This window comes from Micromonospora sp. WMMC250, from assembly GCF_027460215.1.
In the GTDB taxonomy this organism is placed as follows: domain Bacteria; phylum Actinomycetota; class Actinomycetes; order Mycobacteriales; family Micromonosporaceae; genus Micromonospora; species Micromonospora taraxaci.
Genome location: NZ_JAPZBJ010000002.1, coordinates 2,480,301 through 2,503,589, shown reverse-complemented (window position 1 = coordinate 2,503,589; position 23,289 = coordinate 2,480,301). Strand labels below are relative to the sequence as shown.

Annotated in this window: 23 protein-coding genes; 19 read left to right on the top strand and 4 right to left on the bottom strand. The window is 72.8% G+C overall.

The genetic code is table 11. The features are described 5' to 3' along the window. The first annotated feature begins 65 nt into the window (after positions 1–65). From O3438_RS10815 to O3438_RS10800, 4 genes are all read left to right on the top strand, one after another. Positions 66–863 carry a TrmH family RNA methyltransferase gene (locus O3438_RS10815; protein WP_442929589.1) on the top strand — a complete coding sequence of 266 codons (798 nt, stop codon included), beginning with the start codon at positions 66–68 and terminating at the stop codon, positions 861–863. A gap of 219 nt (positions 864–1,082) precedes the next feature. Next, positions 1,083–2,150, top strand: coding sequence for a phenylalanine--tRNA ligase subunit alpha (gene pheS / locus O3438_RS10810; protein WP_269679847.1), 1,068 nt, complete (start codon positions 1,083–1,085; stop codon positions 2,148–2,150). 40 nt (positions 2,151–2,190) lie between these two features. Then, positions 2,191–4,740: a phenylalanine--tRNA ligase subunit beta gene (gene pheT / locus O3438_RS10805; protein ID WP_269679846.1), complete on the top strand. Its 2,550-nt coding sequence runs from the start codon at positions 2,191–2,193 to the stop codon at positions 4,738–4,740. Between the two features lie 9 nt (positions 4,741–4,749). Continuing rightward, positions 4,750–5,217 carry a S26 family signal peptidase gene (locus O3438_RS10800; RefSeq protein ID WP_269679845.1) on the top strand — a complete coding sequence of 156 codons (468 nt, stop codon included), beginning with the start codon at positions 4,750–4,752 and terminating at the stop codon, positions 5,215–5,217. Between the two features lie 70 nt (positions 5,218–5,287). Here O3438_RS10800 and O3438_RS10795 read toward each other — a convergent pair whose 3' ends face one another. Then, on the bottom strand, positions 5,288–5,503 hold the full coding sequence (locus O3438_RS10795) for a hypothetical protein (RefSeq protein ID WP_269679844.1): 216 nt from the start codon (positions 5,501–5,503) through the stop codon (positions 5,288–5,290). 156 nt (positions 5,504–5,659) lie between these two features. Between O3438_RS10795 and O3438_RS10790 the strand changes: the two genes are divergently transcribed. Genes O3438_RS10790 through O3438_RS10780 form a run of 3 tightly spaced genes read left to right on the top strand, consistent with a single transcriptional unit; the run spans position 5,660 to position 8,629 of the window. Then, positions 5,660–6,214, top strand: a complete 555-nt coding sequence (locus O3438_RS10790) for a MauE/DoxX family redox-associated membrane protein (protein ID WP_269679843.1) — start codon at positions 5,660–5,662, stop codon at positions 6,212–6,214. Positions 6,215–6,248: 34 nt separating this feature from the next. Then, on the top strand, positions 6,249–6,788 hold the full coding sequence (locus O3438_RS10785; protein ID WP_269679842.1) for a TlpA family protein disulfide reductase: 540 nt from the start codon (positions 6,249–6,251) through the stop codon (positions 6,786–6,788). Beyond that, entirely contained in the window at positions 6,785–8,629 is a 1,845-nt protein-coding gene (locus tag O3438_RS10780) for an ABC transporter ATP-binding protein (RefSeq protein WP_269679841.1), read from the top strand. The genes O3438_RS10785 and O3438_RS10780 overlap by 4 nt, the downstream gene beginning before the upstream one ends. Here the strand turns inward: O3438_RS10780 and O3438_RS10775 are convergent. After that, the gene (locus O3438_RS10775) at positions 8,599–10,431 is read right to left on the bottom strand and encodes an AfsR/SARP family transcriptional regulator (RefSeq protein WP_269679840.1); all 1,833 of its coding nucleotides are present in this window, start codon (positions 10,429–10,431) and stop codon (positions 8,599–8,601) included. The genes O3438_RS10780 and O3438_RS10775 overlap by 31 nt on opposite strands. Positions 10,432–10,632: 201 nt before the next feature. Here O3438_RS10775 and argC point away from each other — a divergent pair, with 201 nt between their 5' ends. The 8 genes from argC to argH all read left to right on the top strand — a co-directional run bounded on the left by argC (position 10,633) and on the right by argH (position 19,304). After that, complete coding sequence (argC, locus tag O3438_RS10770) at positions 10,633–11,634, top strand: N-acetyl-gamma-glutamyl-phosphate reductase (RefSeq protein ID WP_269679839.1); 1,002 nt, start codon at positions 10,633–10,635, stop codon at positions 11,632–11,634. A gap of 115 nt (positions 11,635–11,749) precedes the next feature. Beyond that, the gene (gene argJ, locus O3438_RS10765) at positions 11,750–12,922 is read left to right on the top strand and encodes a bifunctional glutamate N-acetyltransferase/amino-acid acetyltransferase ArgJ (protein WP_269679838.1); all 1,173 of its coding nucleotides are present in this window, start codon (positions 11,750–11,752) and stop codon (positions 12,920–12,922) included. Positions 12,923–12,977: 55 nt separating this feature from the next. After that, the gene (gene argB, locus O3438_RS10760; RefSeq protein ID WP_269679837.1) at positions 12,978–13,883 is read left to right on the top strand and encodes an acetylglutamate kinase; all 906 of its coding nucleotides are present in this window, start codon (positions 12,978–12,980) and stop codon (positions 13,881–13,883) included. After that, entirely contained in the window at positions 13,880–15,109 is a 1,230-nt protein-coding gene (locus O3438_RS10755; RefSeq protein ID WP_269679836.1) for an acetylornithine transaminase, read from the top strand. The genes argB and O3438_RS10755 overlap by 4 nt, the downstream gene beginning before the upstream one ends. Next, on the top strand, positions 15,106–16,044 hold the full coding sequence (gene argF, locus O3438_RS10750) for an ornithine carbamoyltransferase (protein WP_269679835.1): 939 nt from the start codon (positions 15,106–15,108) through the stop codon (positions 16,042–16,044). Before O3438_RS10755 ends, argF begins: the two co-directional genes overlap by 4 nt. Beyond that, positions 16,041–16,556, top strand: coding sequence for an arginine repressor (locus O3438_RS10745; protein ID WP_269679834.1), 516 nt, complete (start codon positions 16,041–16,043; stop codon positions 16,554–16,556). The genes argF and O3438_RS10745 overlap by 4 nt, the downstream gene beginning before the upstream one ends. Next, complete coding sequence (locus O3438_RS10740) at positions 16,553–17,764, top strand: argininosuccinate synthase (RefSeq protein WP_269679833.1); 1,212 nt, start codon at positions 16,553–16,555, stop codon at positions 17,762–17,764. The genes O3438_RS10745 and O3438_RS10740 overlap by 4 nt, the downstream gene beginning before the upstream one ends. A gap of 76 nt (positions 17,765–17,840) precedes the next feature. Next, positions 17,841–19,304, top strand: a complete 1,464-nt coding sequence (gene argH / locus O3438_RS10735; RefSeq protein WP_088990271.1) for an argininosuccinate lyase — start codon at positions 17,841–17,843, stop codon at positions 19,302–19,304. A gap of 43 nt (positions 19,305–19,347) precedes the next feature. On the opposite strand, the gene O3438_RS10730 is transcribed toward argH, so the two are convergent. Beyond that, a complete protein-coding gene (locus tag O3438_RS10730; protein WP_269679832.1) occupies positions 19,348–19,701 on the bottom strand; it encodes an MmcQ/YjbR family DNA-binding protein in 354 nt (117 codons plus the stop codon). 378 nt (positions 19,702–20,079) lie between these two features. After that, positions 20,080–20,526, bottom strand: coding sequence for a DNA-binding protein (locus O3438_RS10725; protein WP_269679831.1), 447 nt, complete (start codon positions 20,524–20,526; stop codon positions 20,080–20,082). 99 nt (positions 20,527–20,625) lie between these two features. Between O3438_RS10725 and O3438_RS10720 the strand changes: the two genes are divergently transcribed. From O3438_RS10720 to O3438_RS10705, 4 genes are all read left to right on the top strand, one after another. Next, entirely contained in the window at positions 20,626–21,252 is a 627-nt protein-coding gene (locus O3438_RS10720; protein ID WP_269679830.1) for a DNA-3-methyladenine glycosylase, read from the top strand. 69 nt (positions 21,253–21,321) lie between these two features. Beyond that, positions 21,322–21,789 (top strand): NUDIX hydrolase, encoded by a 468-nt coding sequence (locus O3438_RS10715; protein ID WP_269679829.1) that lies wholly within the window; start codon positions 21,322–21,324, stop codon positions 21,787–21,789. A 113-nt stretch (positions 21,790–21,902) separates the two neighbouring features. Continuing rightward, complete coding sequence (locus tag O3438_RS10710) at positions 21,903–22,988, top strand: WD40/YVTN/BNR-like repeat-containing protein (RefSeq protein ID WP_269679828.1); 1,086 nt, start codon at positions 21,903–21,905, stop codon at positions 22,986–22,988. 1 nt (position 22,989) lies between these two features. Continuing rightward, entirely contained in the window at positions 22,990–23,265 is a 276-nt protein-coding gene (locus O3438_RS10705; RefSeq protein ID WP_145783583.1) for a ubiquitin-like small modifier protein 1, read from the top strand. Positions 23,266–23,289 lie beyond the last annotated feature (24 nt).

The following is a 23,289-nucleotide window of genomic DNA, read 5'->3' as shown; positions in this document are numbered from 1 at the left end:
AGGCGTCTCCCGTGTCGGCATCGCCGTCCGGGGGGCGCCTCGATCGTGCCGGAGGAGCAAACCCCATGGCCTTCACCCCGCGTACCCCCAGGATTGTCGCCGCCCGCCGTCTGCAACGCCGCCGGGACCGCGACGCGACCGGTCGTTTCCTGGCCGAGGGCCCGCAGGCCGTCCGTGAGGCCCTCGCCCGGCCGGGGGTGGTCACCGAGCTTTTTGGTACGCCGGCCGCGCTCGACCGGTATCCGGAGTTGGCCGCCACGGCGGCCCGCGCCGACGTGCCGGTCTCCGAGGTGACCGACGACGCCCTCGCGGCGCTGACCGAGACCGTCGCCCCGCAGGGGTTGGTCGCGGTCTGCCAGCACCTGGACGTCACACTCGAACAGGCTCTCGCGGGTGGGCCCCGGCTGGTGGCGGTGCTCGCCGAGATCCGCGACCCGGGCAACGCCGGCACGGTGCTGCGCACCGCCGACGCGGCCGGTGCGGGTGCGGTGATCTTCGCCGGTGACGCCGTCGATCCGTACAACGGTAAGTGTGTGCGGGCCTCGGCCGGCAGTCTCTTCCACGTCGACGTCGTCCGCGCGCCCGACCCGGTCGCGGTGGTCGACGCGCTGCGCGCCGCCGGGCTGTCGATCTTCGCCACCACGGGATACGGCGACGACGACCTGGACGACCTGACCGACTACGGCCGACTCGTCGGGCCTACCGCGTGGTTGTTCGGTTCCGAGGCGCACGGGCTGCCCGAGGAGTTGACGGCAGCGGCCGACGCCCGCGTGCGGGTGCCGCTGTACGGGCGCGCCGAGAGCCTCAACCTGGCTGCCGCCGCGGCCGTCTGCCTGTACGCTTCAGCGAGAGCACAGCGCTGATGGTGTCCACACCCGGCGCGACTGACAGCAGGGGAGAGCGTCCGTCCATGAACGCGACACGGCGTTCGTTTAGCCAGCCCGCCGGTGTCGGCGGGCGGCGGGCCTGACCTGCTCCCTGCACAACTCCTACCGGCGGGCTGCGGCACAGCCGCGCGTCCGTAGACTCGCTTCGCCGCCCCGATGAGGGCTGGCGCCGCCGTGAGGGAGTGCCCGTACGCCATGAGCTACCGCAACGATCCGTACGACCCGAAGCAGGTCGCCCTGCTCGACCCCGCCGCCCTGGCCGAGGCCGTCGAGGACGCCAGGAAGGCGTTCGAGTCCGCCGCCGACCCGGACGCGTTGACAGCGCTGCGCTCGGTGCACCTCGGTGACCGGTCCCCGGTCTCGTTGGCCCGCCGGGAGATCGGCGCGTTGCCGCCGGCCGCGAAGTCCGACGCCGGTAAGCGGGTCAACGAGGCCCGCCGGGCGATCGAGTCCGCGTACGCCGAGCGCGCCGAGGTGGTGGAGCGTGAGCAGGCCGAGCGGGTGCTCGTCGAGGAGCGCGTCGATGTCACGCTGCCCTACGACAGGCGTCCCCGTGGTGCGCGGCACCCGCTGAGCACGCTGATGGAGTCGATCAGCGACCTGTTCGTCGGGATGGGCTACGAGGTGGCCGAGGGGCCCGAGGTCGACCTGGAGTGGGTCAACTTCGACGCGTTGAACATCCCCGCCGACCACCCGGCGCGCGGGTTGATGGACACCTTCCACATCGCACCGGAGGGGTCCGGCCTCGTGCTGCGCACCCACACCTCCACGGTGCAGACGCGCACGATGCTCAGCCGCAAGCCGCCGATCTACGTGATCGTGCCCGGCCGCGTCTACCGCACCGACGAGATCGACGCCACGCACAGCCCGGTGTTCCACCAGGCCGAGGGCCTTGTGGTCGACAAGGGCATCACGATGGCGCACCTGCGGGGCACGCTCGACCACTTCGCCCGGGCGATGTTCGGGCCGGAGGCGAAGACCCGGTGGCGGCCGCACTACTTCCCGTTCACCGAGCCGTCGGCCGAGTTCGACGTGTGGTTCCCGGAGCACCGCGACGGCCCGCAGTGGGTCGAGTGGGGTGGCTGCGGCATGGTCAACCCGCGGGTGCTGCGCGCCTGTGGGGTCGACCCGGAGGTCTACTCCGGATTCGCGTTCGGCATGGGCATCGACCGGACCCTGATGATCCGGCACGGGGTCAGCGACATTCGCCATCTCTTCGAGGGCGACGTGCGGTTCAGTCGCGCGCTCGGGACCGAGGCGTAGGCGATGCGGGTACGAGACACGGGAACGGTGGTCTGAAGTCATGCGAGTTTCTGTCAGTTGGCTGCGGGAGTACGTCGACCTCCCCGCCGACCTGCCCACCGGTGACCTGGAGCAGGCCCTGGTCGACCTCGGTATCGAGGTCGAGTCCGTGGTGGACCTGGCCGAGTCGGTCACCGGTCAGCTCGTCGTCGGTGAGGTACGCGAGATCGAGGAGCTCACCGGCTTCAAGAAGCCGATCCGGTTCTGCCGGGTGGACGTGGGTGACGCGAACGGCACCGGGGAGCCGCAGGAGATCGTCTGCGGGGCGCGGAACTTCGCCGTCGGTGACCGGGTGGTGGTGATCCTGCCCGGTGGTGTGCTGCCCGGCGGGTTCGCGATCGGCGCCCGTAAGACGTACGGGCACAACTCGGCGGGCATGATCTGCTCGGCGAAGGAGCTGGGTCTGGGCGATGACCACTCCGGCATCATCGTGCTGGGGCCGGACGTGACGGCCAAGCCGGGCGACGACGCGCGCCCGGTGGTCGGCCTCGACGACGTCGTGCTCGACCTGGAGATCACCCCCGACCGGGGGTACGCGCTGAGCCTGCGCGGCCTGGCCCGGGAGCTGTCGCACGCGTTCGAGGTGCCGCTGCGTGACCCGGCCCTGGTGCCCGCGCCGAGGGGCACCGAGACGCCCGCGTACCCGGTGGAGGTCCGCGACACTGTCGGCTGCGACCGGTTCACCGCCCGCCTCGTGCGGGGTGTCGACCCGAGCGCGCCCACCCCGTCGTGGATGGCCCAGCGGCTCGTCACGGCCGGCATCCGCAGCATCTCGCTGCCTGTCGACATCACCAACTACGTGATGTTGGAGCTGGGCCAACCGATGCACGCCTTCGACGCCGACCGGATCTCCGGACCGTTGGTGGTCCGCCGCGCCGAGGCGGGGGAGAAGCTGACCACCCTGGACGGCGTCAGCCGGGTGCTCACCGCCGACGACATGGTCATCTGCGACGACACCGGGCCCATCTCCCTCGCCGCGGTGATGGGCGGCGAGACCAGCGAGGTCGACACCGGCGTCACCACGAACGTGCTCTTCGAGGCGGCGCACTGGGACCCGGCGATGGTCGGGCGCACCGCCCGCCGGCACAAGCTGTTCAGCGAGGCCGCGAAGCGGTGGGAGCGGGGCGTCGACCCGGCCGTGGCGCTCGTCGCGTTGGAACGTGCCGTGGGGCTGCTCACCGAGCACGGCGGCGGCACGCCGAGCGCGGAGATCCTGGACATCGACCACGTCCGCCCGCGTACCCCGATCAGCCTCCCGGCGGACCTGCCGACCCGGCGGATCGGTGTCGAGTACCCGCCGGCGCGGGTCGTCGCCCTGCTGGAGGAGGTCGGCTGCACCGTCGCGCAGGGCTCCGACCGGCTGTCCGAGGACCCGGGCGCGGTCGGCGTCGCCAGCGGAGTCGGGACGACGCTGAGCGTCACCCCACCGACCTGGCGGCCCGACCTGACCGACCCGGCCGACCTGGTCGAGGAGGTGGTCCGCCTCGACGGGTACGACAAGGTGCCGTCGGTGCTGCCGACCGCCCCTCCCGGTAACGGTCTGACCCTGCGGCAGCGCCGCCGTCGGGCCGTCGCCGACTCGTTGGCGGAGCGGGGGTACGTGGCGGTGCTCGCGCACCCGTTCGTGTCGCCGGAGCTGGCCGACCAGCTCGGCCTGCCGGCCGACGACGCGCGGCGGCCCGCGGTGCGGCTGGCCAACCCGCTGTCCGAGGAGGAGCCGCTGCTGCGCACCACGCTGCTCGGCCCCCTGCTCGGGGTCCTCAAGCGCAACCTCGGCCGGGGTCTCCGCGACCTCGCCCTCTACGAGATCGGCGCCGTCTTCCACCCGCGCGCCGGCGCCGGCAGCCCGCCGTCGATGGGAGTGGACCGACGCCCCACCGACGAGGAGTTCGCCGCCGCCGACGCTGTGGTTCCGGCGCAGCCGGTGCACGTCGCGGTGGTGCTCTCCGGCGACCTCGACCCGGCCGGCTGGTGGGGTGCGGGTCGACCGGCCGGCTGGGCGGACGCCATCGAGGCGGCCCGGGACGTGCTGGCCGCCGCCGGTATCCCGGACGAGCGGGTCGAGGTGCGCGCGGCCGAGTACGCGCCGTGGCACCCCGGCCGCTGCGCCGAGCTGCTCGTCGACGGCACCGTCGTCGGGCACGCCGGTGAGCTGCACCCGGTGGTCGTCGGGACGTTGGAGCTGCCGCGTCGTACCTGCGCGATGGAGCTGAACCTGGACGCGTTGCCGGCCGCCCCGGTGACGTCCGCGCCGACGGTGTCCGGCTTCCCGCCGGCACTGATCGACGTGGCGTTGGTGGTGGACGAGTCGGTGCCGGCGGAGCAGGTACGTCGGGCGCTGGAGGCGGGCGCCGGTGAGCTGCTGGAGGACGTGCGGCTGTTCGACGTCTATTCCAGTGCGCAGCTCGGCGAGGGTCGCCGGTCGCTGGCGTACAAGCTGACCTTCCGGGCCCCGGACCGGACCCTCACCGGCGAGGAGGCACTGGCGGCGCGGGACGCGGCGGTCGCCGTCGCGGCGGAGCGCCTCGGCGCGACCCTGCGCGGCGCCTGAGCGGTGCCGATGCTGGGATGGCTCGCGGTGGCCGCCATGCTCGCGGTGGCCACCGTCGGCCTGGTCTGGGCCCGCCGGCACCTGCTTCTGGTGGCGGTGGTGGGGCGCAGCATGGAGCCGACGCTGCGCTCCGGTGACCGGGTGCTCGCCCGGCGTGTGCCGCTGGCCCGGATCCGCCCCGGGGACGTGGTCGTGTTGGTGGCCCCGGCGGAGATGACCGCCGGCCGGCCCACCCGGCCCGACGCTGCGGACACTCCCGGTCTGCTGATCAAGCGGGCGTACGCGGTGCCCGGCGACCCGGTGCCGGTGGACCGGGTGCCGCTGCTGCGCCGTGGCGGCGAACAGGTCGTTCCGGACGGTCGACTGGTGGTGCTCGGTGACAACCCGTCGCAGAGCTACGACTCCCGCGAGTGCGGCTACATCGCGGAGCCGGACGTCCTCGGCGTGCTGGTCCGGCCGCGACCGCGCACGGACTGACCGTCGGCGAGGAGTGGCGCGCGGAACGGCGTGCCACCCCGCCGGAGCCGGGTGGCACGCCGTCAGCGCCTCAGCAGAGGGCGCTCATCGTGCTCGCGCCCGCGCTGCAGTAGTAACCGCAGCTTCCGCAGGTCGTCTTGCAGGCGCCGTTCGTGCTGCAGCGCTTGAAGTAGCACGTGCCGCAGAGCGCGCAGTACGGGTCCGGCGGACAGCCGGCAGCTGCCGTCACCTTGGGTACGAACACGCCGAGCATCCGCTCGCCCAGGTTCTCCAGTCGACGGAACATCCGTTCACCTCCTCCCGAGATCGATCGTTGCCGGGACGCTACGGCGGGCCGGTACAGCGTCGGTACAGCCACGTACAACGTCGGTGGCGGTCGATGTATCGGCGCTGTATCCGCCGCTCCTAGCGTGGGTCTCCCGGCAATGGGAGGTGCGTACGGATGCGAGCCCTGGAACTGACCGCCCGGCTGCTGCTGGCCCTGGTGTTTCTCGCCGCGGTCGTCGGCAAGCTGCGGACCCAGGCGGGTTTCGCCGCGTTCGTCGGCTCGGTCGGGCAGTTCGGCGTGCCCGCCCGGTGGACCGTGCCGGCGGCCCGCGTGGCGGTTGCCGCCGAGGCCGCCGTCGTGGTGCTGCTCGCCGTCCCCCGGACCGTGCCCGTCGGGCTGGTGCTGGCCGTGGGGCTGCTCGGGGTGCTCACCGCCGCGATCGTCGGCGCACTTCGTCGCGGCGCCCGACCCGCCTGCCGCTGCTTCGGTGCCGCCGACGCGCCGGTCGGGCCCCGGCACGTCGGGCGCAACCTGGCCCTCGCCGCGGTGGCGCTACTCGGCCTGCTCGGCTGGGCCACCGCCACCGGGCCGCCGCTGTCCGCACCGGACCTCCTGGTCGCCGTCGGTGTGGCGGTTCCGCTCGCCGCCGTCGTGGTCCGCCTCGATGACCTGGTCGCCCTCTTCGCCCCCACCTCGTCGCGGCCGGCCCGCCCGGCTGGTCGGCGTTGACCCCGAAACGCATCCCGCACCCGAAGGAGCCCTCATGGCGCTGTTGACCGTCGCCGTCGTTCTCGTCGCCGCTCTCGGCCTGCTCAACCTGGTCCTGCTGCTCGGCGTGGTCCGCCGGCTGCGCGAACACTCCGACCTGCTCAGTGACCAGCAGGGCCAACCACCGGCGGTGATGCTGGAGGTGGGCTCGATCCCCGGCGACTTCGTGTCGACCACTGTGGATGGACGCGTGTTCACCCGCGCCGACCTGCCGCCGATGACCCTGGTGGCGTTCCTCTCGCCGAGCTGTGAACACTGCGAGGAGCAGTTGCCGGTGTTGGTGGACCGGGCCCGGACGATGCCCGGCGGCGCGGAGCACGTCTGGATCGTGGTGGTCGGGAAGGGCCCGGAGACCCAGCCGTACGCGGAACAGTTCGCCGGCCTGGCGACCGTGTTCGTCGAGCCGGGCACCGGTGCGCTGCCGTTGGCGTTCGGGGTGAAGGGCTTCCCGGCGTTCGGCCTCCTCGACCAGCGCGGCATCGTGGCGTCGACGGCGTTCGGCATCGCCCGGTTGGACCTGCCGGTGGCACGGTGAGCGGCCCCCGGCTGGCACCGCGGCGGGCTGTCCGGCACGCTCGGGCGGCACTGGGCCTGACCTGGCGTGCCGCCCCGGCGGGCACCGCGGCGGACCTGCTGTTCGCGGTGCTGGCCGGGTTGGTTCCGGTGCTCGTGGCCGCGCTGACCAAGCTCGTGCTGGACCGGCTCACCGGTGGCGGCTCGGTCGGCGTGCCGCTGACCGTGCTCGCCGCCGGTCTGGCCGTCGCCGCCGCTTTCGGCACGGTGCTGCCGCACCTGCGCACCTACGTGGCGGCGGAGCGGTCCCGGGCGGTGTCGCGGCTGGTGCGCCGCCGCCTGTACGACGCGGTCCAACGGCTTGTCGGGTTGGTGCGATTGGAGGACCCGGAGTTCCAGGACCGGTTGCAGGCCGCCCAGCAGACCGGCCACCTCGGCCCCACCCAGCTGACCGGCAACACGTTCGGCGCGGTGCAGAGCGCACTGGCGATGACCGGCTTCCTCGGTGTGCTGGTGATGCTCAACCCGCTGATCGCGACGTTGGTGCTGCTCGCCGCGCTGCCCACGCTGTGGATGCAGTTGCGGCTCAACCGCGCCCGCGCGGCGATGGTGTTGCGGATGGAGCACTTCCAGCGGCGGGATCTGTTCTTCGCCCAGTTGCTGGTGGGTGTGCAGGCGGCCAAGGAGGTACGGCTGTTCGGCCTGGGCCGGTTCTTCGGCGACCGGATGCTCGACGAGTTGCACGCCCTGCACCGGGTGGAGCAGCGACTGGACCGACGGGAGGTGCGCGCCCAGGCGGTGCTCGGCCTGCTCGGGGCGGCGGTGGCGGGCGTCGGGGTGGTCTACACCGTCTCGGTCGCGCGCGCCGGTGGGCTCACTCCCGGCGACGTGGTGATCTTCCTGGCCGCTGTGCCGGGTGTGCAGGGCGCGCTGGGCAGCCTTGTCGTCCAGCTCGGCGCAATCCACCAGGCGCTGCTGCTCTTCGACCACTACGACCAGGTGGCGCACGTCGAGTCGGACCTGCCGGTGCCGGTCACGCCCCGGCCGGTGCCGCCGCTGACCGAGGGCATCGAACTGCGCGATGTGTGGTTCCGTTACTCACCGGAGCATCAGTGGGTGCTGCGGGGCGTGGACCTCCGTCTGCGCGCCGGTGCCACCACCGCGCTGGTGGGGCTCAACGGCGCCGGCAAGAGCACCCTGGTCAAGCTTCTCTGCCGGTTCTACGACCCGGAGCGCGGCAGCATCCGGTGGGACGGGGTGGACCTGCGCGAGTTCGATCCGGCCCAGCTGCGTGAGCGGTTGGGGGCGGTGTTCCAGGACTTCATGCCGTACGACCTCAGCGCCGCGGAGAACATCGCCCTGGGTGACCTGAGCGCGCGCGACGACCCGGAGCGGCTGCGGGTGGCCGCCCGGTACGCGGGGATCGACGACGCGTTGACCGCCCTGCCCCGCGGCTACGACACCCTGCTGACGCGGATCTTCTTCGACGGTCCGGACCGCGACGATCCGCAGGCGGGGGTGGTGCTTTCCGGCGGTCAGTGGCAGCGGGTGGCGCTCGCCCGGGGGTTCCTGCGGGCCGAGCGGGACCTGCTGATCCTCGACGAGCCCAGCTCCGGCCTGGACGCCGAGGCCGAACACGACCTGCACCGCCGGTTGGGCGAGCTGCGCCGGGGGCGTACCAGCCTGCTGATCTCGCACCGGCTCAACGCGGTGCGCGACGCGGACACGATCGTGGTGCTCGACGACGGCCGGGTCGTCGAGCGGGGTGAGCACGCGGAGCTGCTCGCCGCCGCCGGCCGGTACGCCCGACTGTTCGGCCTTCAGGCTCGTGGCTACCGGGAGGACGCTCCGGCGCCGGTCTGACCGGCCCGGTCGCCGCCGGCCTCGGTGGCGGCGAGTTCGGCGGCGTAGAGCCGGACGAGGTCGCCGATGTGGAACCGGCCCGGCCCGGCCGGCTCGGCGAGCTGCGCGGCGACGAGCAGGTCCAGTGCCCGCGCGGCGTCCTCGGGCGGCGCCCCGCTCAACGTGGCGGCCAGCTCGGCGGTGACCGGCCCGGGGTGGGCGCGACCGAGCCGGAGGAAGACCGGCGCGGCGGAGCCGAGCCGGCGATAGCTGGCGCCCAGTCGGGGTCCGAGACCGGTCTCGGCGAGCCGGTACCGCTCGTCGCGCAGGAGCCGCGCCAACCGGCTCAGTGACCAGTGCGGCCCTTCGGCCAGCCGACCGGCGGCGGTGCGCAACGCGAGGGGCAGCCGTTCACACAGGTTGACCACCGCCGAGGCCGCCTCCGGCTCCGCGTCGACAGTGCGGTCGCCGGCGGTGGCCCGCAGCAGCGCCAGCGCGTCGGCGGCGGGCAGCGGGTCGAGTCGCAGCCCGGGGGCGTCGCCGGTGGTGACCGGGTTGCGGCTGGTGACCAGCAGCGCGCACCCGCCGCGGACCGGCAGCAGGCCGTCGACCTGGGCGGCCTCGGCGGCGTTGTCCAGCACCAGCAGCACCCGCCTGTCGAACAGCAGGGACCGGACCCGGGCGCGTGCCTCGGCCACGCTTGTCGGCTCGGACTCGTCGGTGCCCGGGTGCAGGGCGCGGAGAACCCGGGTGGCGACCTGCAACGGTGGCGGGGCGGTGTCGGCGTCCGATCCGCCGAGGTCGAGGTGGAGTTGACCGTCGGGGAAGGCGTCCAGGGTCGCCGCCGCGGCGCGCAAGGCCAGTGCCGACTTGCCGGTGCCGGCCATGCCGTAGACGGCCACGGTGACCGGCTGCCGTCGGGCGTCGGCGAGGGCCTGACGCAACCGCGCCAGTTCGGCCCGGCGACCGACGAACGGTGCGGAGGGACAGGGCAGCTCGTGGGGCACGCGCGGCGCGACGGGGCGGTGCCGGGTCGAGGTGCTGCCGGGTCGTCGGGGCGGAACCGCCGGGCGGCGTTCGTGGCGGCGTACCGAGTGGTACAGCTCGGTCAGCTCGGGCCCGGGGGCCACGCCCAGTTCGCCGTCGAGCGCCCGGCAGGCCGCCTGGTAGGTCTGTACCGCGCCGGCCTGGTCGCCGGCCCGGTGCAGGGCCGTCATCAGCAGCGCCCAGGCCGGCTCCCGCAGCGGGTGCTCGGCGAGGTGCTGGCGCAGCAGGGTCAGCAACGCCGGTGTGCCCGGGTCGCCCAGGTCCAGGCGGCAGGCGGCGTACGTCTCGCGGGCGCCGGCCCGTCGCTCGCGCAGCCGGTCGAAGGCGGCGGCGGTGGTCGGGCCGTACGCCGGGGGTGGGTCGGTCGGTGACCAGAGTGCGAGCGCACGGCCCAGCAGGGTGGCGGCGAGTTCGGTTTCGCCGCTGATCCGGGCGGCGTGCCCGTCGGTGGCGAGTCGTTCGAACTCACCGGCGTCCAGCTCGCCCGGCTCGACCCGGAGTAGGTATCCGCCGTGCTCGGCGGGCAGCCGGGGCGGGTGGCCGGGGGAGTCGAGCAGGTGACGGAGCTGGCTGGCGTGGCTGCGGAGGTTCGCCACGGCCGAGGCCGGGGGGCGTCTGCCCCACAGCTCCTCGCGCAGTCGTTCGACCGGGACCGCCAGGCCGGCCTGGAGCAGTAGGGTGACCAGCAGAGCGGTGGGTCGGCCGGCCGGCACCCGCACGATCTGCCCGTCGCTGCGCACTCGAACCGGGCCGAGGATCTCGAACGACAGCCCCACAGCGTCCTCCGTCAGGTGCCCCCCACGCGGACCGGCCAGGCCGGTCTGCCACCATCGGCAATCATGCTAGTCGATTGAACGTTAACTCAGGCGATTCGTCTGACGACGGCCTCGGATTCATTGCCATGCAGAGGGCTGCATGAACTTGCAGTCTAGGGTCGCTCTTGCTAGCCTTCCGTGCATAGTCATGCGGAGGTGAGTATGGGGATCCGAGTCGCGGTTGCCGGTGCGAGCGGCTACGCCGGGGGTGAGCTGCTGCGTCTGATCGCCGGGCACCCGGAGTTCGATCTGGTCGCCGCCACCGCACACAGCCAGGCCGGGCATCGCGTCGACGCGGTGCACCCCCAGCTCACCGGTCTCGACCTGGTGCTCGGCACGACCGACCCCGCCACGCTGGCCGACGCTGACCTGGTGTTCCTGGCCCTGCCGCACGGTGAGTCGGCGGCCCTCGCCGCGCAGTTGCCGGCGGAGGTGCGCGTCGTCGACCTCGGTGCCGACCACCGGCTGGCCGACCCGTACGCCTGGGCGCAGTACTACGGCGGCACCCACGCCGGGCAGTGGACCTACGGCCTGCCCGAGCTGCCCGGTCAGCGGGAGCTGATCGCCGGCTCGACCCGGGTGGCCAACACCGGCTGCTACGCCGCCGCGATCACCCTGGCGCTCGCGCCGCTGATCGCCGACGGCGCGGCCGACCCGGCCGACGTGGTGGTGGTCGCCGCCTCCGGCACCTCCGGGGCCGGCCGCTCGACCAAGGCGCACCTGCTGGCCAGCGAGGTGATGGGCGATCTGTCGCCGTACCGGGTCGGCACCCACCAGCACGTGCCGGAGATCAAGCAGGCCACCGGCGCGACCGGCCTGTCGTTCACCCCGGTCCTGGCGCCGATGCCGCGCGGCATCCTGGCCACGGTCACCGCCGTCCCGGCGCGCGGCGTCGACCCGCAGGAGGTGCTGACGCGGGCGTACGCGGACGCGCCGTTCGTGCACGTGCTGCCGGAAGGCCGGTGGCCGCACACGGCCGCCACACTGGGCTCCAACTCGTGTCACCTGCAGGCCACCGTCGACGTCGACTCGGGTCGGCTCATCGTGCTCAGCGCGCTCGACAACCTGGGCAAGGGGGCCGCCGGTCAGGCCGTGCAGAACGCCAACCTCATGCTCGGTCTGCCGGAGACGACGGGCCTGTCGATCTGGGGAGTCACTCCGTGAGCGCGAGGAGTGCAGCGCAGCGGAGCCCCGCAGTCGCGAACGAAAGGCCCAGCACCGTGAGCGCGAGGAGTGCAGCGCAGCGGGGCCCCGCAGTCGCTAACGAGAGGCAGGCGCCGTGAGTGTCACCACCCCTCGGGGGTTCCGGGCGGCCGGCGTGGCCGCCGGGCTCAAGGTCAGCGGCGGCGCGGACGTCGCGCTGGTGGTCAACGACGGCCCGGACGCCGGTGTCGCCGGTGTCTTCACCACCAACCGGGTCAAGGCCGCTCCGGTGCTCTGGAGCCAGCAGGTCGTGCAGGGTGGTGTGGTCCGCGCGGTGGTGCTCAACTCCGGCGGTGCCAACGCCTGCACCGGCCCGGGCGGTTTCCAGGACACCCATGCCACCGCCGAGCACACCGCCGCCGCGCTGACCTCGGTGAGCCCGCGGCTGATCCTCGGCGCAGGTGAGGTGGCGGTCTGCTCGACGGGCCTGATCGGTGAGCGGCTGCCGATGCCGAAGCTGCTGCCCGGTGTCCGGTCGGCGATCAAGAGCTTGTCCCGCGACGGTGGCGCGGCCGCCGCCGAGGCCATCATGACCACTGACACCCGGCGGAAGACGACTGTGGCCCGGGGCAGCGGTTGGACGGTCGGCGGCATGGCCAAGGGCTCCGGGATGCTCGCTCCGGGGATGGCCACCATGCTCTGCGTGCTCACCACCGACGCGGTGGCCGGGCCGGCGGTGCTGGACGAGGCGCTGCGCGCGGCGACCCGGATCACCTTCGACCGGGTCGACTCCGACGGCTGCATGTCCACGAACGACACGGTGTTGCTGCTGGCCAGCGGCGCGAGCGGCATCGAGCCGACGGCTGCGGAGTTGACCGCCGCGGTCACCGCGGCCTGTCACGACCTGGCCCAGCAGTTGGTGTCCGACGCCGAGGGCGCGACCAAGGAGGTCGCCATCGAGGTGGTGAACGCCGCCGACGAGGACGACGCGGTCGAGGTGGGCCGTACGGTGGCGCGTAACAACCTGGTCAAGACCGCGCTGTTCGGCAACGACCCCAACTGGGGTCGGATCCTCGCCGCCGTCGGCACGACCGCTGCCGCGTTCGACCCGGACGAGGTGGACGTGGCGGTCAACGGGGTGTGGGTGTGCCGTCGTGGTGCCGGGGCCGAGGACCGCTCGAAGGTCGACCTGACCGGGCGGGGCGTGACGATCCGCATCGACCTGCACGCGGGTACGTCGGCGGCGACGATCTGGACCAACGACCTCTCGCACGCGTACGTGCACGAGAACTCGGCGTATTCGACGTGAGCGCGAGGAACGCAGCGAAGCGGAGTCCCGCAGTCGCGAACGAAAGGTCGGCGCGGTGAGCCTCAGCACCGATCTCGCCCGGGCCCAGGTCAAGGCGGAGACGCTGATCGAGGCGTTGCCCTGGTTGGCGCGTTTCTCCGGCTCCACGGTGGTGGTCAAGTACGGCGGCAACGCGATGACCGATCCGGAGTTGCAGCGGGCGTTCGCGGCGGACATGGTCTTCCTGCGGTACGCCGGTCTGAAGCCCGTGGTGGTGCATGGCGGCGGTCCGCAGATCTCCGCCATGCTGGGTCGGCTCGGCATCGCCAGCGAGTTCCGGGGTGGTCTGCGGGTGACCACCGCCGAGGCGATGGACGTGGTCCGGATGGTGTTGGTCGGGCAGGTGGGCCGTGAGCTCGTCGGTCTGATCAACTCGCACGGCCCGTACGCCGTCGGTCTGTCCGGTGAGGACGCCCGGTTGTTCACGGCGGTGCGCCGCCCGGCGTACGTGGACGGGGTGCCGGTCGACGTCGGTCAGGTCGGGGACGTCGAGTCGGTGGACGTGTCGGCGGTGACCGACCTGATCGAGGCCGGTCGGATCCCGGTGATCTCCACTGTGGCGCCGGACGTCGACGGGGTGCTGCACAACCTCAACGCGGATACGGCCGCCGCCGCGCTGGCGATCGCGTTGCAGGCGCGCAAGCTGGTCGTGCTCACCGACGTGGCCGGCCTGTACGCCGACTGGCCGGACACCAGCAGCCTGGTCTCCGAGATCGGCGCGGACGACCTGGCCAAGTTGCTGCCCAGCCTGGAGTCGGGGATGGTGCCGAAGATGGAGGCCTGCCTGCGGGCGGTGCGTGGGGGAGTGCCGGCCGCGCACGTCGTCGACGGTCGGGTGGCGCACTCCACCCTGCTGGAGGTGTTCACCTCGGAAGGGTTCGGAACGATGGTGGTGCCGGGAGACGGGATGGTCGCGCCGTGAGCACGTTGGGGCAGCGCTGGAAGCAGTCCATGATGGACAACTACGGCACGCCGCCGCTGGCGCTGGTCTCCGGTGCCGGTGCCGTCGTGGTCGACGACACCGGCCGGGAATACCTCGACCTGGTCGGGGGCATCGCGGTGAACGCCCTCGGGCACGCCCACCCGGCCGTGGTGGCGGCGGTGTCGAAGCAGGTCGCGACCCTCGGGCACGTCTCCAACCTCTACGTCGCCGAGCCGCCGGTGGCCCTGGCCGAGCTGTTGTTGGCGCTCGCCGGCCGGCCCGGCCGGGTCTTCTTCGCCAACTCGGGCGCGGAGGCCAACGAGGCGGCGTTCAAGCTCTCCCGGCGCACCGGCCGCACGCACGTGGTCGCCACCAGGGGTGGCTTCCACGGCCGCACCATGGGTGCGCTCGCGTTGACCGGTCAGCCGGCCAAGGCCGATCCGTTCCGGCCGCTGCCCGGTGAGGTGACCCACGTCGACTACGGCGACGTGGCCGCTCTGGAGGAGGCCGTCTCCGACGCCACCGCGATGCTGATCGTGGAGCCGATCCAGGGTGAGAACGGGGTTGTCGTACCGCCGGCCGGTTACCTCGCGGCGGCCCGGCGGATCACCGCCCGGCACGGGGCGTTGCTGGTCCTCGACGAGGTGCAGACCGGCATCGGCCGTACCGGGCACTGGTTCGCGCACCAGGCCGAGGGTGTGGAGCCGGACGTCGTCACCCTGGCCAAGGGGCTGGGCGGCGGGTTGCCCATCGGGGCCACGCTGGCCTTCGGCCCGGCGGCCGACCTGCTCACCCCCGGCTCGCACGGCACCACCTTCGGCGGCAACCCGGTCAGCTGCGCGGCGGCGCTCGCCGTGGTGGCGACCATCGCCAACGAGGGGCTGCTCGACAACGTCAAGCGGGTCGGTGAGCGGCTGCGCCGGGGCATCGAGGCGCTGGGCCACCCACTGATCGCCGGCGTACGCGGCGCGGGTCTGCTGCTCGGCGTGGTGCTCACCGCTCCGGTGGCGTCGGTGCTCGCCGACGCCCTGCGGGAGGCCGGCTTCCTGGTGAACCCGGTGCAGCCGGGTGTGCTCCGGCTGGTCCCGCCCCTGATCCTCACCGCCGCCCAGGCCGACGCCTTCCTCGCCGCGTTGCCCGCTGCTCTGGACGTGACGGCCCCGGCCGCCGCCGGGGCGGCACCCGAACCCACCACGCTGACCACCACCACAGGGACGACTCGATGACCCGGCACTTCCTGCGCGACGACGACCTCTCACCTGCCGAGCAGTCAGCGGTCCTCGACCTGGCGGGGCGGATGAAGGCGGACCGGTTCGGCCACCGGCCGCTGGTCGGGCCCCGCTCGGTGGCGGTGCTCTTCGACAAGCAGAGCCTGCGGACCCGGATCTCGTTCGACGCCGGGATCGCCGAGTTGGGCGGGCACCCCCTCGTCGTGGACACGCAGGTCACCCACTTCGGCCGGGGCGAGTCCCTGGCCGACGCGGGGCGGGTGTTGTCCCGCTACGTCGCTGCCATCGTGCTGCGTACCCACGGCGACGACCGGATCGCCGAGGTGGCGGCGGGGGCCAGCGTGCCGGTGGTCAACGCGCTCACCGACGGGTTCCACCCGTGCCAGCTGCTGGCCGATCTGCTGACCATCCGGGAGAGGTGTGGCGGCACGGCCGGGCGCACCCTGGCGTACGTGGGGGACAGCGCGAACAACATGGCGCAGTCGTACCTGCTGGCCGGGGCGACGGCCGGCATGCACGTCCGGGTCGCCGGGCCGACGGGGTTCGCGCCCGATCCGGCCGTGGTGGACCGGGCGGCCCGGATCGCCGCCGAGACCGGCGGGTCGGTGCGGGTGCTGACCGACCCGGCCCAGGCGGTACGCGACGCCGACGTGCTCGCCACCGACACCTGGACGTCGATGGGGCAGGAGTCCGACGGGCTGGACCGGATCACGCCGTTCCTGCCGTACCAGGTCAACAAGGAACTGCTCGGCCAGGCCGCGCCGGACGCGATAGTGCTGCACTGCCTGCCCGCACACCGCGGCGAGGAGATCACCGACGAGGTGCTCGACGGCCCGCAGAGCGCCGTCTTCGACCAGGCGGAGAACCGGCTGCACGCGCAGAAGGCACTGCTGACGTTCCTGCTGGACACCCCGGCGGGGGAGTCCCGATGACCGCCCCGTTGACCCGCGCGGCCCGACACGCCCGCATCGTGGAGCTGATCCGCGACAGGGCCATCCGGTCCCAGACCGAGCTGGCCGACCTGCTTGCCGCCGACGGTGTCGGTGTCACCCAGGCCACTCTCTCGCGGGACCTCGAAGAGTTGGGAGCGGTCAAGGTGCGCGGCGGTGACGGTCCGGCCGTCTACCTGATCCCCGAGGACGGCAAACGTCCACTGCGCGACGCCGAGGCCGCGCCGGCCCGGCTGATGCGGCTGCTGCACGAGCTGCTCAACGGCGTCGACTCCAGCGGCAACATCGCCGTTCTGCGTACCCCGCCGGGCGCAGCCCAGTACCTGGCCAGCGCGTTGGACCGGGCGGGCCTGCCGGAGATCGTCGGCACCATCGCCGGCGACGACACCATCCTCGTCGTGGCCCGGGAGGCCGTCGGTGGGGCGGCGCTCGGTGAGAAGCTCGCCGGCTGGGCCCGACGGGACGACAGCGTCGAAGGGAACACCACGTCATGAGCGAGCGGGTCGTCCTCGCGTACTCCGGAGGGTTGGACACGTCCGTCGCCATTCCGTACCTGGCCGAGCAGACCGGCGCCGAGGTGATCGCGGTCGCGGTCGACGTCGGTCAGGGCGGGGAGGACCTGGGCGCGATCCGGCAGCGTGCGCTGGACTGTGGCGCGGTCGAGGCGGAGGTGGTCGACGCACGGGACGAGTTCGCCGCCGACTATTGCCTGCCGGCGATCCGGGCCAACGCCCTCTACATGGACCGCTACCCTCTCGTCTCGGCGCTGTCCCGGCCGCTGATCGTGAAGCACCTGGTGGCGGCGGCACGCGCGCACGGCGGCACGATCGTGTCGCACGGCTGCACCGGCAAGGGCAACGACCAGGTCCGCTTCGAGGTGGGCCTGAACGCGCTCGCTCCCGACCTGAGGATCATCGCGCCGGCCCGGGACTTCGCGTGGACCCGGGACAAGGCCATCGCCTTCGCCGAGGAGAAGGGGCTGCCGATCGACGTGTCGGCCCGGTCCCCGTACTCGATCGACCAGAACCTGTGGGGTCGCGCGGTGGAGACCGGGTTCCTGGAGGACATCTGGAACGCCCCGGTGGAGGGCCTCTACTCGTACACCGCCGACCCGACGCAGGAGCGCGACGCCGACGAGGTCGTGATCACCTTCGACGCCGGCGTGCCGGTGGCGATCGACGGTGAGACGGTCACCCCGTACCAGGCGATCCTGGAGCTCAACCGGCGTGCCGGCGACCACGGCGTGGGCCGGCTCGACATGGTCGAGGACCGCCTCGTGGGCATCAAGAGCCGCGAGGTGTACGAGGCGCCCGGCGCGATCGCGTTGATCACCGCCCACCAGGAGTTGGAGGCGGTGACAGTGGAGCGGGACCTGGCCCGGTTCAAGAAGAGCGTCGACCAGCGCTGGGGCGAACTCGTCTACGACGGCCTGTGGTTCTCACCGCTGAAGGAGTCGTTGGACGCGTTCATCGACGACGCGCAGCGACACGTGAGCGGTGAGGTGCGGATGACCCTGCACGGCGGCCGGGCCACCGTCACCGGCCGGCGCTCCGAGGCGAGCCTCTACGACTTCGGCATGGCCACCTACGACACCGGCGACACCTTCGACCAGTCCCTGGCCAAGGGCTTCGTGCAGTTGTGGGGGCTGCCGAGTCGGATGGCCGCCGCACGGGACGCCCGGCTGGGCGGTGGCGCGCGGTGACAGGTGCGAGCGCGAGCGGTGAGCGAGCGCAGCGAGTAGCCCCCGCAGTCGCGACCGGAAGGCAAGCCGAGAAATGATGGGCGACGTGGACGACAAGAGCCTGACCGAGAACAGCGCAGCCACCAACCGGACGAGCCTGTGGGGTGGCCGGTTCGCCGGCGGTCCCGCCGAGGCGCTCGCCCGACTGTCGGTGAGCGTGCAGTTCGACTGGCGCCTGGCCCCGTACGACATCGCCGGTTCCCGGGCGCACGCCCGGGTCCTCGCCGGCGCAGGCCTGCTCGACCCGGAGGAGCTGGGTCGGATCCTGGCCGCGTTGGACGACCTGGAGGCCGCCTGCGCCTCCGGGGCGTTCCGCCCCACCATCGACGACGAGGACGTGCACACCGCGTTGGAGCGCGGTCTGCTGGAGCGCCTCGGCAGCCTCGGCGGCAAGTTGCGCGCCGGCCGGTCCCGCAACGACCAGGTCGCCACCGACCTGCGGCTCTACCTGCGTGACCACGCCCGGGGTGTGGCCAGTCGCCTCGTGGAGCTGGCCGAGGCGTTGGTCGAGCAGGCCGAACGGCACATCGACACCGCTGCGCCCGGCATGACCCACCTCCAGCACGCCCAGCCGGTCACCTTCGGGCACTGGTTGCTGGCCCACGTGCAGCCGTTGCTGCGGGACCTGGAGCGGTTGCGCGACTGGGACCACCGGGCGGCCGTCAGCCCGCTCGGCGCGGGTGCCCTCGCCGGTTCCGGGCTGCCCCTGGACCCGGTGGCCGTGGCCAAGGAGCTGGGTTTCCGGACGTCGTTCGCGAACTCGATGGACGCGGTCGCCGACCGGGACTTCGTCGCCGAGTTCCTCTTCACCACCGCCATGATCGGGGTGCACCTGTCCCGGCTCGGCGAGGAGGTGGTGCTCTGGACGTCGCACGAGTTCGGCTGGGTGGAGCTGGACGACTCGTTCGCCACCGGCTCGTCGATCATGCCCCAGAAGAAGAACGCGGACATCGCGGAGCTGGCGCGCGGCAAGTCCGGGCGGCTGGTCGGTGGGCTGGTGACCGTCCTGACCATGCTCAAGGGCCTGCCGATGACCTACGACCGGGACATGCAGGAGGACAAGGAGCCGGCCTTCGACGCCGTCGACACCCTTGAGCTGCTGCTGCCGGCCCTGGCGGGAATGATCTCCACGATGTCGGTCCGGGTGGACCGTCTCGTCGCCGCCGCGCCGGTCGGGTTCTCCCTGGCCACCGAGGTCGCCGACTGGCTGGTCCGGCGCAACGTGCCGTTCCGCGACGCGCACGAGATCACCGGCCGGTTGGTGGCGCTCTGCGCGGCCCGCGAGTGCGAGCTGGAGGACGTCTCGGACGAGGACCTGGCCGCGATCAGCGGGCACCTCGACCCGTCGGTGCGCGACGTGCTCTCGGTCCGTTCGGCCCTGGCGGCACGCACCACTCCCGGCTCGACCGGTCCCGGCCCGGTCGCCGACCAGCTCGCCTCCGCCGCCGACCGGCTGGCCGGCTGGCGGGAGTGGGCCACCGAGTCGGTGGTACCGCGCTGACCTCTCCGCGGCGTCGGCGGGTTCCGTCGGCGCCGCGGTCGGTTCAGGCCGTCGGGCGCTCCCGCTTCGGGAGTTTGGCGACCACCATGTCGTACGACCCGTCGACCGCCTCGGTCAGCTCGTCGGCGTCGATCCCGCCGGTCAGGCGCAGCGTGTTCCACCCGGACCGGCCGATGTAGGCCATCACCCTGGCGTCGTCCGGGTGCCGGTGCAGCCACTCGTCGGCCACCTCGCGGGTCGGCCCGCACTTGACTCCGACCGTCGGCTCACCCGCGCCGTCGCCGAGGAATGCGAAGATCCGGCTGCCGACCTTCACCACCTCGTCGCCCTCCCACGGCCGGTCCAGCCACGCTCCCGGCTTGGCCAGGCAGTACGCCAGCATGTCCGCGCGCTCCATGGGTGACCTCCTCGTCGTTGGCCCAGTCTGCCCGCCCGGCCGCCGGTCGGCACGCGACGTGCCGCCGCCACCTCGGCCGGACCGTCACCGCGGCGGACGCCGCTTGGTCGCGCCCCGTTCCGCCTCGCCGCCTCACCCAGCCTCGCTTCGCCTCGCTTCGCCCCGCAAGATCGTGCTCGATCAATGATGTAGTGGCTTTGCCCGCGAACGAGGCCACTACATCCATGTTCGAGGGTGATCTTCCGGGCCAGGAGCGGGATCGCCGGGGAGACCCCGGACGTGCTTGGTGTGTGCCTGCGACCCGCAGGCGGCGACTAGCCCCCGGTGACACCGATCGTCCGTCAGCGGGCCGGCTCGGCCGGCTCGACGAGTGACTCGTCAGCGGACCGGCTCGCTCGGCTCGGCGGCCGGCTCGGCGGAGCGGGCGGCGACCCGTTCGTAGCGCTGCCGCGCCGCCTGCGCGCTGCCCAGGCCCAGCCCGTACGCGATCGCCTGCCAGGTCAGTCCCCGGTCGCGGGCCAGCGTCATCAGCCCGGCCTCCAGGGCGTCCAGTTCGGCGCGGACGTGCGGCAGCAGGGTCAGCGCGGCGGTGAGGTCACCGGAGTCGACCGGTTCCTCGGTGGGCTCGCGCTCGGCCCCACCGGCGGCGAGCGCGGTGATCAGGGCCACCGCCTCCCAGGGGTCCAGCACGTAAGGGTGGGCCCAGCGTCCGCGTTGGGCGTCGGTGCCGGCGTGCCGCTCGCTGATCCGCCGCAGCGCCTCGTGGGTGCGGTGGGCGCGGGCGTGGGCCGGGTGGGGCGCGGTGAACGGATCGTCGGTCGTCATGTCCCGAGCACACATCATCAACGCGCTGTTGTCAACATGTTGTTTAACCGCCCGTGGGCTGGGTTGCCGATCTTCGTCCCCCCGAGGTTTGCTGGACCGGTGGACTACTCCCGGCTGCACGCCCCCGCCGCCCAGATAGCCGAGACGGCGCAGTCGCTGCTCGGTTGGGAGATCACGGCCAGTGGTGTCCGGATCAGGCTCACCGAGGTCGAGGCGTACGCGGGCACGGGGGAGGACCCGGCGTCACACGCCCATCGCGGCCCGACCCCGCGTACCGCTGTCATGTTCGGCCCGGCCGGGTACGCCTACACCTACTTCGTGTTCGGCATGCACTGGTGTCTGAACATCGTGTGCGGTCCCGAGGGGGAGGCGGCGGCCGTCCTGCTGCGCGCCGGCGAGGTCGTCGACGGCCTGGACCTCGCCCGAAAGCGTCGGGGCGACCAGGTGCGCGATCGTGACCTCGCCCGCGGGCCCGCGCGACTGGTGGTCGCGCTCGGGATCACCGCGTCGGCCAACGGCACCTCCCTGCTCGACGGTGAGGGGCCGCTGCTGTTGACGCCGCCGTCCCGGCCGGTCGAGAGTTCGGCCATCTCAGCCGGGCCGCGAGTCGGAGTGGCCGCCGCGCACGACGTTCCGTGGCGCTTCTGGATCACCGGTGACCCCACCGTGAGCAGCTACCGACGGCACGCGCCCCGCCGTCGGACCGCGAGGGCGGCGGGGGGATAGCCCCGGTCGAGCGAAACTCGGACACTGTCTCCACGATCACCGGGATAGGTTCCGTCGGGGAGGTGCGGGTTGAGTTTCCGGCTGGCGGCGTACGCCGTGTGCATCAAGGACGAGCGGGTGCTGCTCGCGCACTACGTGAAACCGACCGGCGAGAGGCACTGGACCCTGCCCGGCGGCAAGGTCGAGCACGCGGAGGATCCGTTCGACGCGGTGATCCGAGAGGTCGCCGAGGAGACCGGTTGCGAGGCGGTGGTCGAGCGACTGTTGGGCGTGGATTCGCGGGTGATTCCCGCTGCCGACGCGTGGATGCGGATCGAGCACCAGAATGTCGGCATCTTCTACCGGGTCCGCGTTGTCGGCGGCACGCTGCGGCCCGAGCCGAACGGCCAAACAGCCGAGTCGGTCTGGACTCCGCTGCCGGACGTGGCAGGCCTGCGCCGATCGGCGGTGGTCGACATCGGCCTCGCCCTGGCGCGGACGCTTCCTTCGACGGGCCACGTCGACCCCGTCCCGGTCGTCGGTCTCGTCCAACACTGAGAACCCGTCGGCCCCACCCGATGGCTCTAGCGGGTGCGGCGTGTGTCCGGCGAACGTGTCGGGGGGTGTGGCCATAATCACCGGACCTGCTCACCGACGGTTCGGAGGACGTGATGGCAACACTGCTCGCGATCGGCACAGCCAAGGGGTTGTTCCTCGCCACCAGTGGCGACGACCGGCGCAGTTGGGAGATCACCGGCCCGCACTTTCCGATGACGGGTGTCTACGCGGTCGCTGTCGACACCCGTCGCTCCACCCCCCGGTTGCTCGCCGGGGTGACCAGCTCACACTTCGGTCCCAGCGTCGCCACCAGCGACGACCTCGGCGCTTCGTGGGACGAGCCCGACCAGGCGCCGGTGGCGTTCCCGAGCGACACGGGCGTGTCCCTCGGTCGGGTCTGGCAGCTGATGCCGGCGGGCCCTGACGAGCCGGACGTGGTCTGGGCCGGCACCGAGCCGTCCGCCCTGTTCAAGTCCACCGATGGTGGTCGGAGCTTCGAGCTGGTCCGGTCCCTCTGGGACCACCCGCACCGCCCGCAGTGGGAGGCCGGCTTCGGTGGTCAGGCAGTGCACACCGTGCTGCCGCACCCGCGTGACCCGGCCCGGCTGCTGGTCGCCATGTCCACCGGCGGGGTCTACCGCTCGGAGGACGCGGGTGCCAGTTGGGCCCCGGGCAACACCGGCATCCGCGCGTACTTCATGCCCGACGAGTGGCCGGAGTTCGGCCAGTGCGTGCACAAGGTCGCCCGGGACGCGGGCAACCCCGAGCGGTTGTACGCGCAGAACCACCACGGCGTCTACCGCTCCGACGACGACGGCCGCACGTGGTCCTCGATCGCCGACGGGCTGCCCAGCGACTTCGGCTTCCCGATGGTGGCCCACCCCGGGCGCGGCGACACGGTGTGGACCTTCCCGTTGGTGGCCGACAGCGAGCGGTTCCCGACCGACCACCGGTGCCGGGTGTTCCGTTCCGCCGACGCGGGCGACAAGTGGGAGCCGCTGTCGGTGGGGCTGCCGGAGGGGCCGTTCTACCCGGCGGTGCTGCGGGACGCGATGTGCGCCGACGACTCCACCCCGGGTGGGGTCTACTTCGGCACCCGGTCCGGCTCGGTCTTCGCCAGTCGCGACGAGGGCGACTCCTGGTCGACGATCGCCACGCACCTGCCGGATGTGCTCTGCGTCCGCGCTGCGACGGTGTGACGTGGTCACCGTGCTGTTGCCCGGTCCGCTGCGGGGTGAGGCCGGCGGTGCCAGTCGGCTGAGCGTCGCCGCCACCGGGACCCTCCGGGCGGTCCTCGACGAGCTGGCCGCTCACCATCCGAGGCTGTCCCGGCGGATCCGTGACGAGCGGGGTGAGCTGCGCCGTTACGTCAACGTCTTCGTCGACGGGGAAGACTGCCGGCACTCCGGTGGTCTCGCCACGCCGGTCGGCGACGACGCAGAGGTGCAGGTGTTGCCGTCGGTGGCGGGCGGCTGAGCGCGGCCCCGGACGACCGGGATC

Bases quoted from the DNA above. Each gene is read 5' to 3' on its own strand.
- O3438_RS10815 (WP_442929589.1), top strand. From the start codon at position 66: ATGGCCTTCACCCCGCGTACCCCCAGGATTGTCGCCGCCCGCCGTCTG.
- pheS (WP_269679847.1), top strand. From the start codon at position 1,083: ATGAGCTACCGCAACGATCCGTACGACCCGAAGCAGGTCGCCCTGCTC.
- pheT (WP_269679846.1), top strand. From the start codon at position 2,191: ATGCGAGTTTCTGTCAGTTGGCTGCGGGAGTACGTCGACCTCCCCGCC.
- O3438_RS10800 (WP_269679845.1), top strand. From the start codon at position 4,750: ATGCTGGGATGGCTCGCGGTGGCCGCCATGCTCGCGGTGGCCACCGTC.
- O3438_RS10795 (WP_269679844.1), bottom strand. From the start codon at position 5,503: ATGTTCCGTCGACTGGAGAACCTGGGCGAGCGGATGCTCGGCGTGTTC.
- O3438_RS10790 (WP_269679843.1), top strand. From the start codon at position 5,660: ATGCGAGCCCTGGAACTGACCGCCCGGCTGCTGCTGGCCCTGGTGTTT.
- O3438_RS10785 (WP_269679842.1), top strand. From the start codon at position 6,249: ATGGCGCTGTTGACCGTCGCCGTCGTTCTCGTCGCCGCTCTCGGCCTG.
- argC (WP_269679839.1), top strand. From the start codon at position 10,633: ATGGGGATCCGAGTCGCGGTTGCCGGTGCGAGCGGCTACGCCGGGGGT.
- argF (WP_269679835.1), top strand. From the start codon at position 15,106: ATGACCCGGCACTTCCTGCGCGACGACGACCTCTCACCTGCCGAGCAG.
- O3438_RS10745 (WP_269679834.1), top strand. From the start codon at position 16,041: ATGACCGCCCCGTTGACCCGCGCGGCCCGACACGCCCGCATCGTGGAG.
- O3438_RS10740 (WP_269679833.1), top strand. From the start codon at position 16,553: ATGAGCGAGCGGGTCGTCCTCGCGTACTCCGGAGGGTTGGACACGTCC.
- argH (WP_088990271.1), top strand. From the start codon at position 17,841: ATGGGCGACGTGGACGACAAGAGCCTGACCGAGAACAGCGCAGCCACC.
- O3438_RS10730 (WP_269679832.1), bottom strand. From the start codon at position 19,701: ATGGAGCGCGCGGACATGCTGGCGTACTGCCTGGCCAAGCCGGGAGCG.
- O3438_RS10725 (WP_269679831.1), bottom strand. From the start codon at position 20,526: ATGACGACCGACGATCCGTTCACCGCGCCCCACCCGGCCCACGCCCGC.
- O3438_RS10710 (WP_269679828.1), top strand. From the start codon at position 21,903: ATGGCAACACTGCTCGCGATCGGCACAGCCAAGGGGTTGTTCCTCGCC.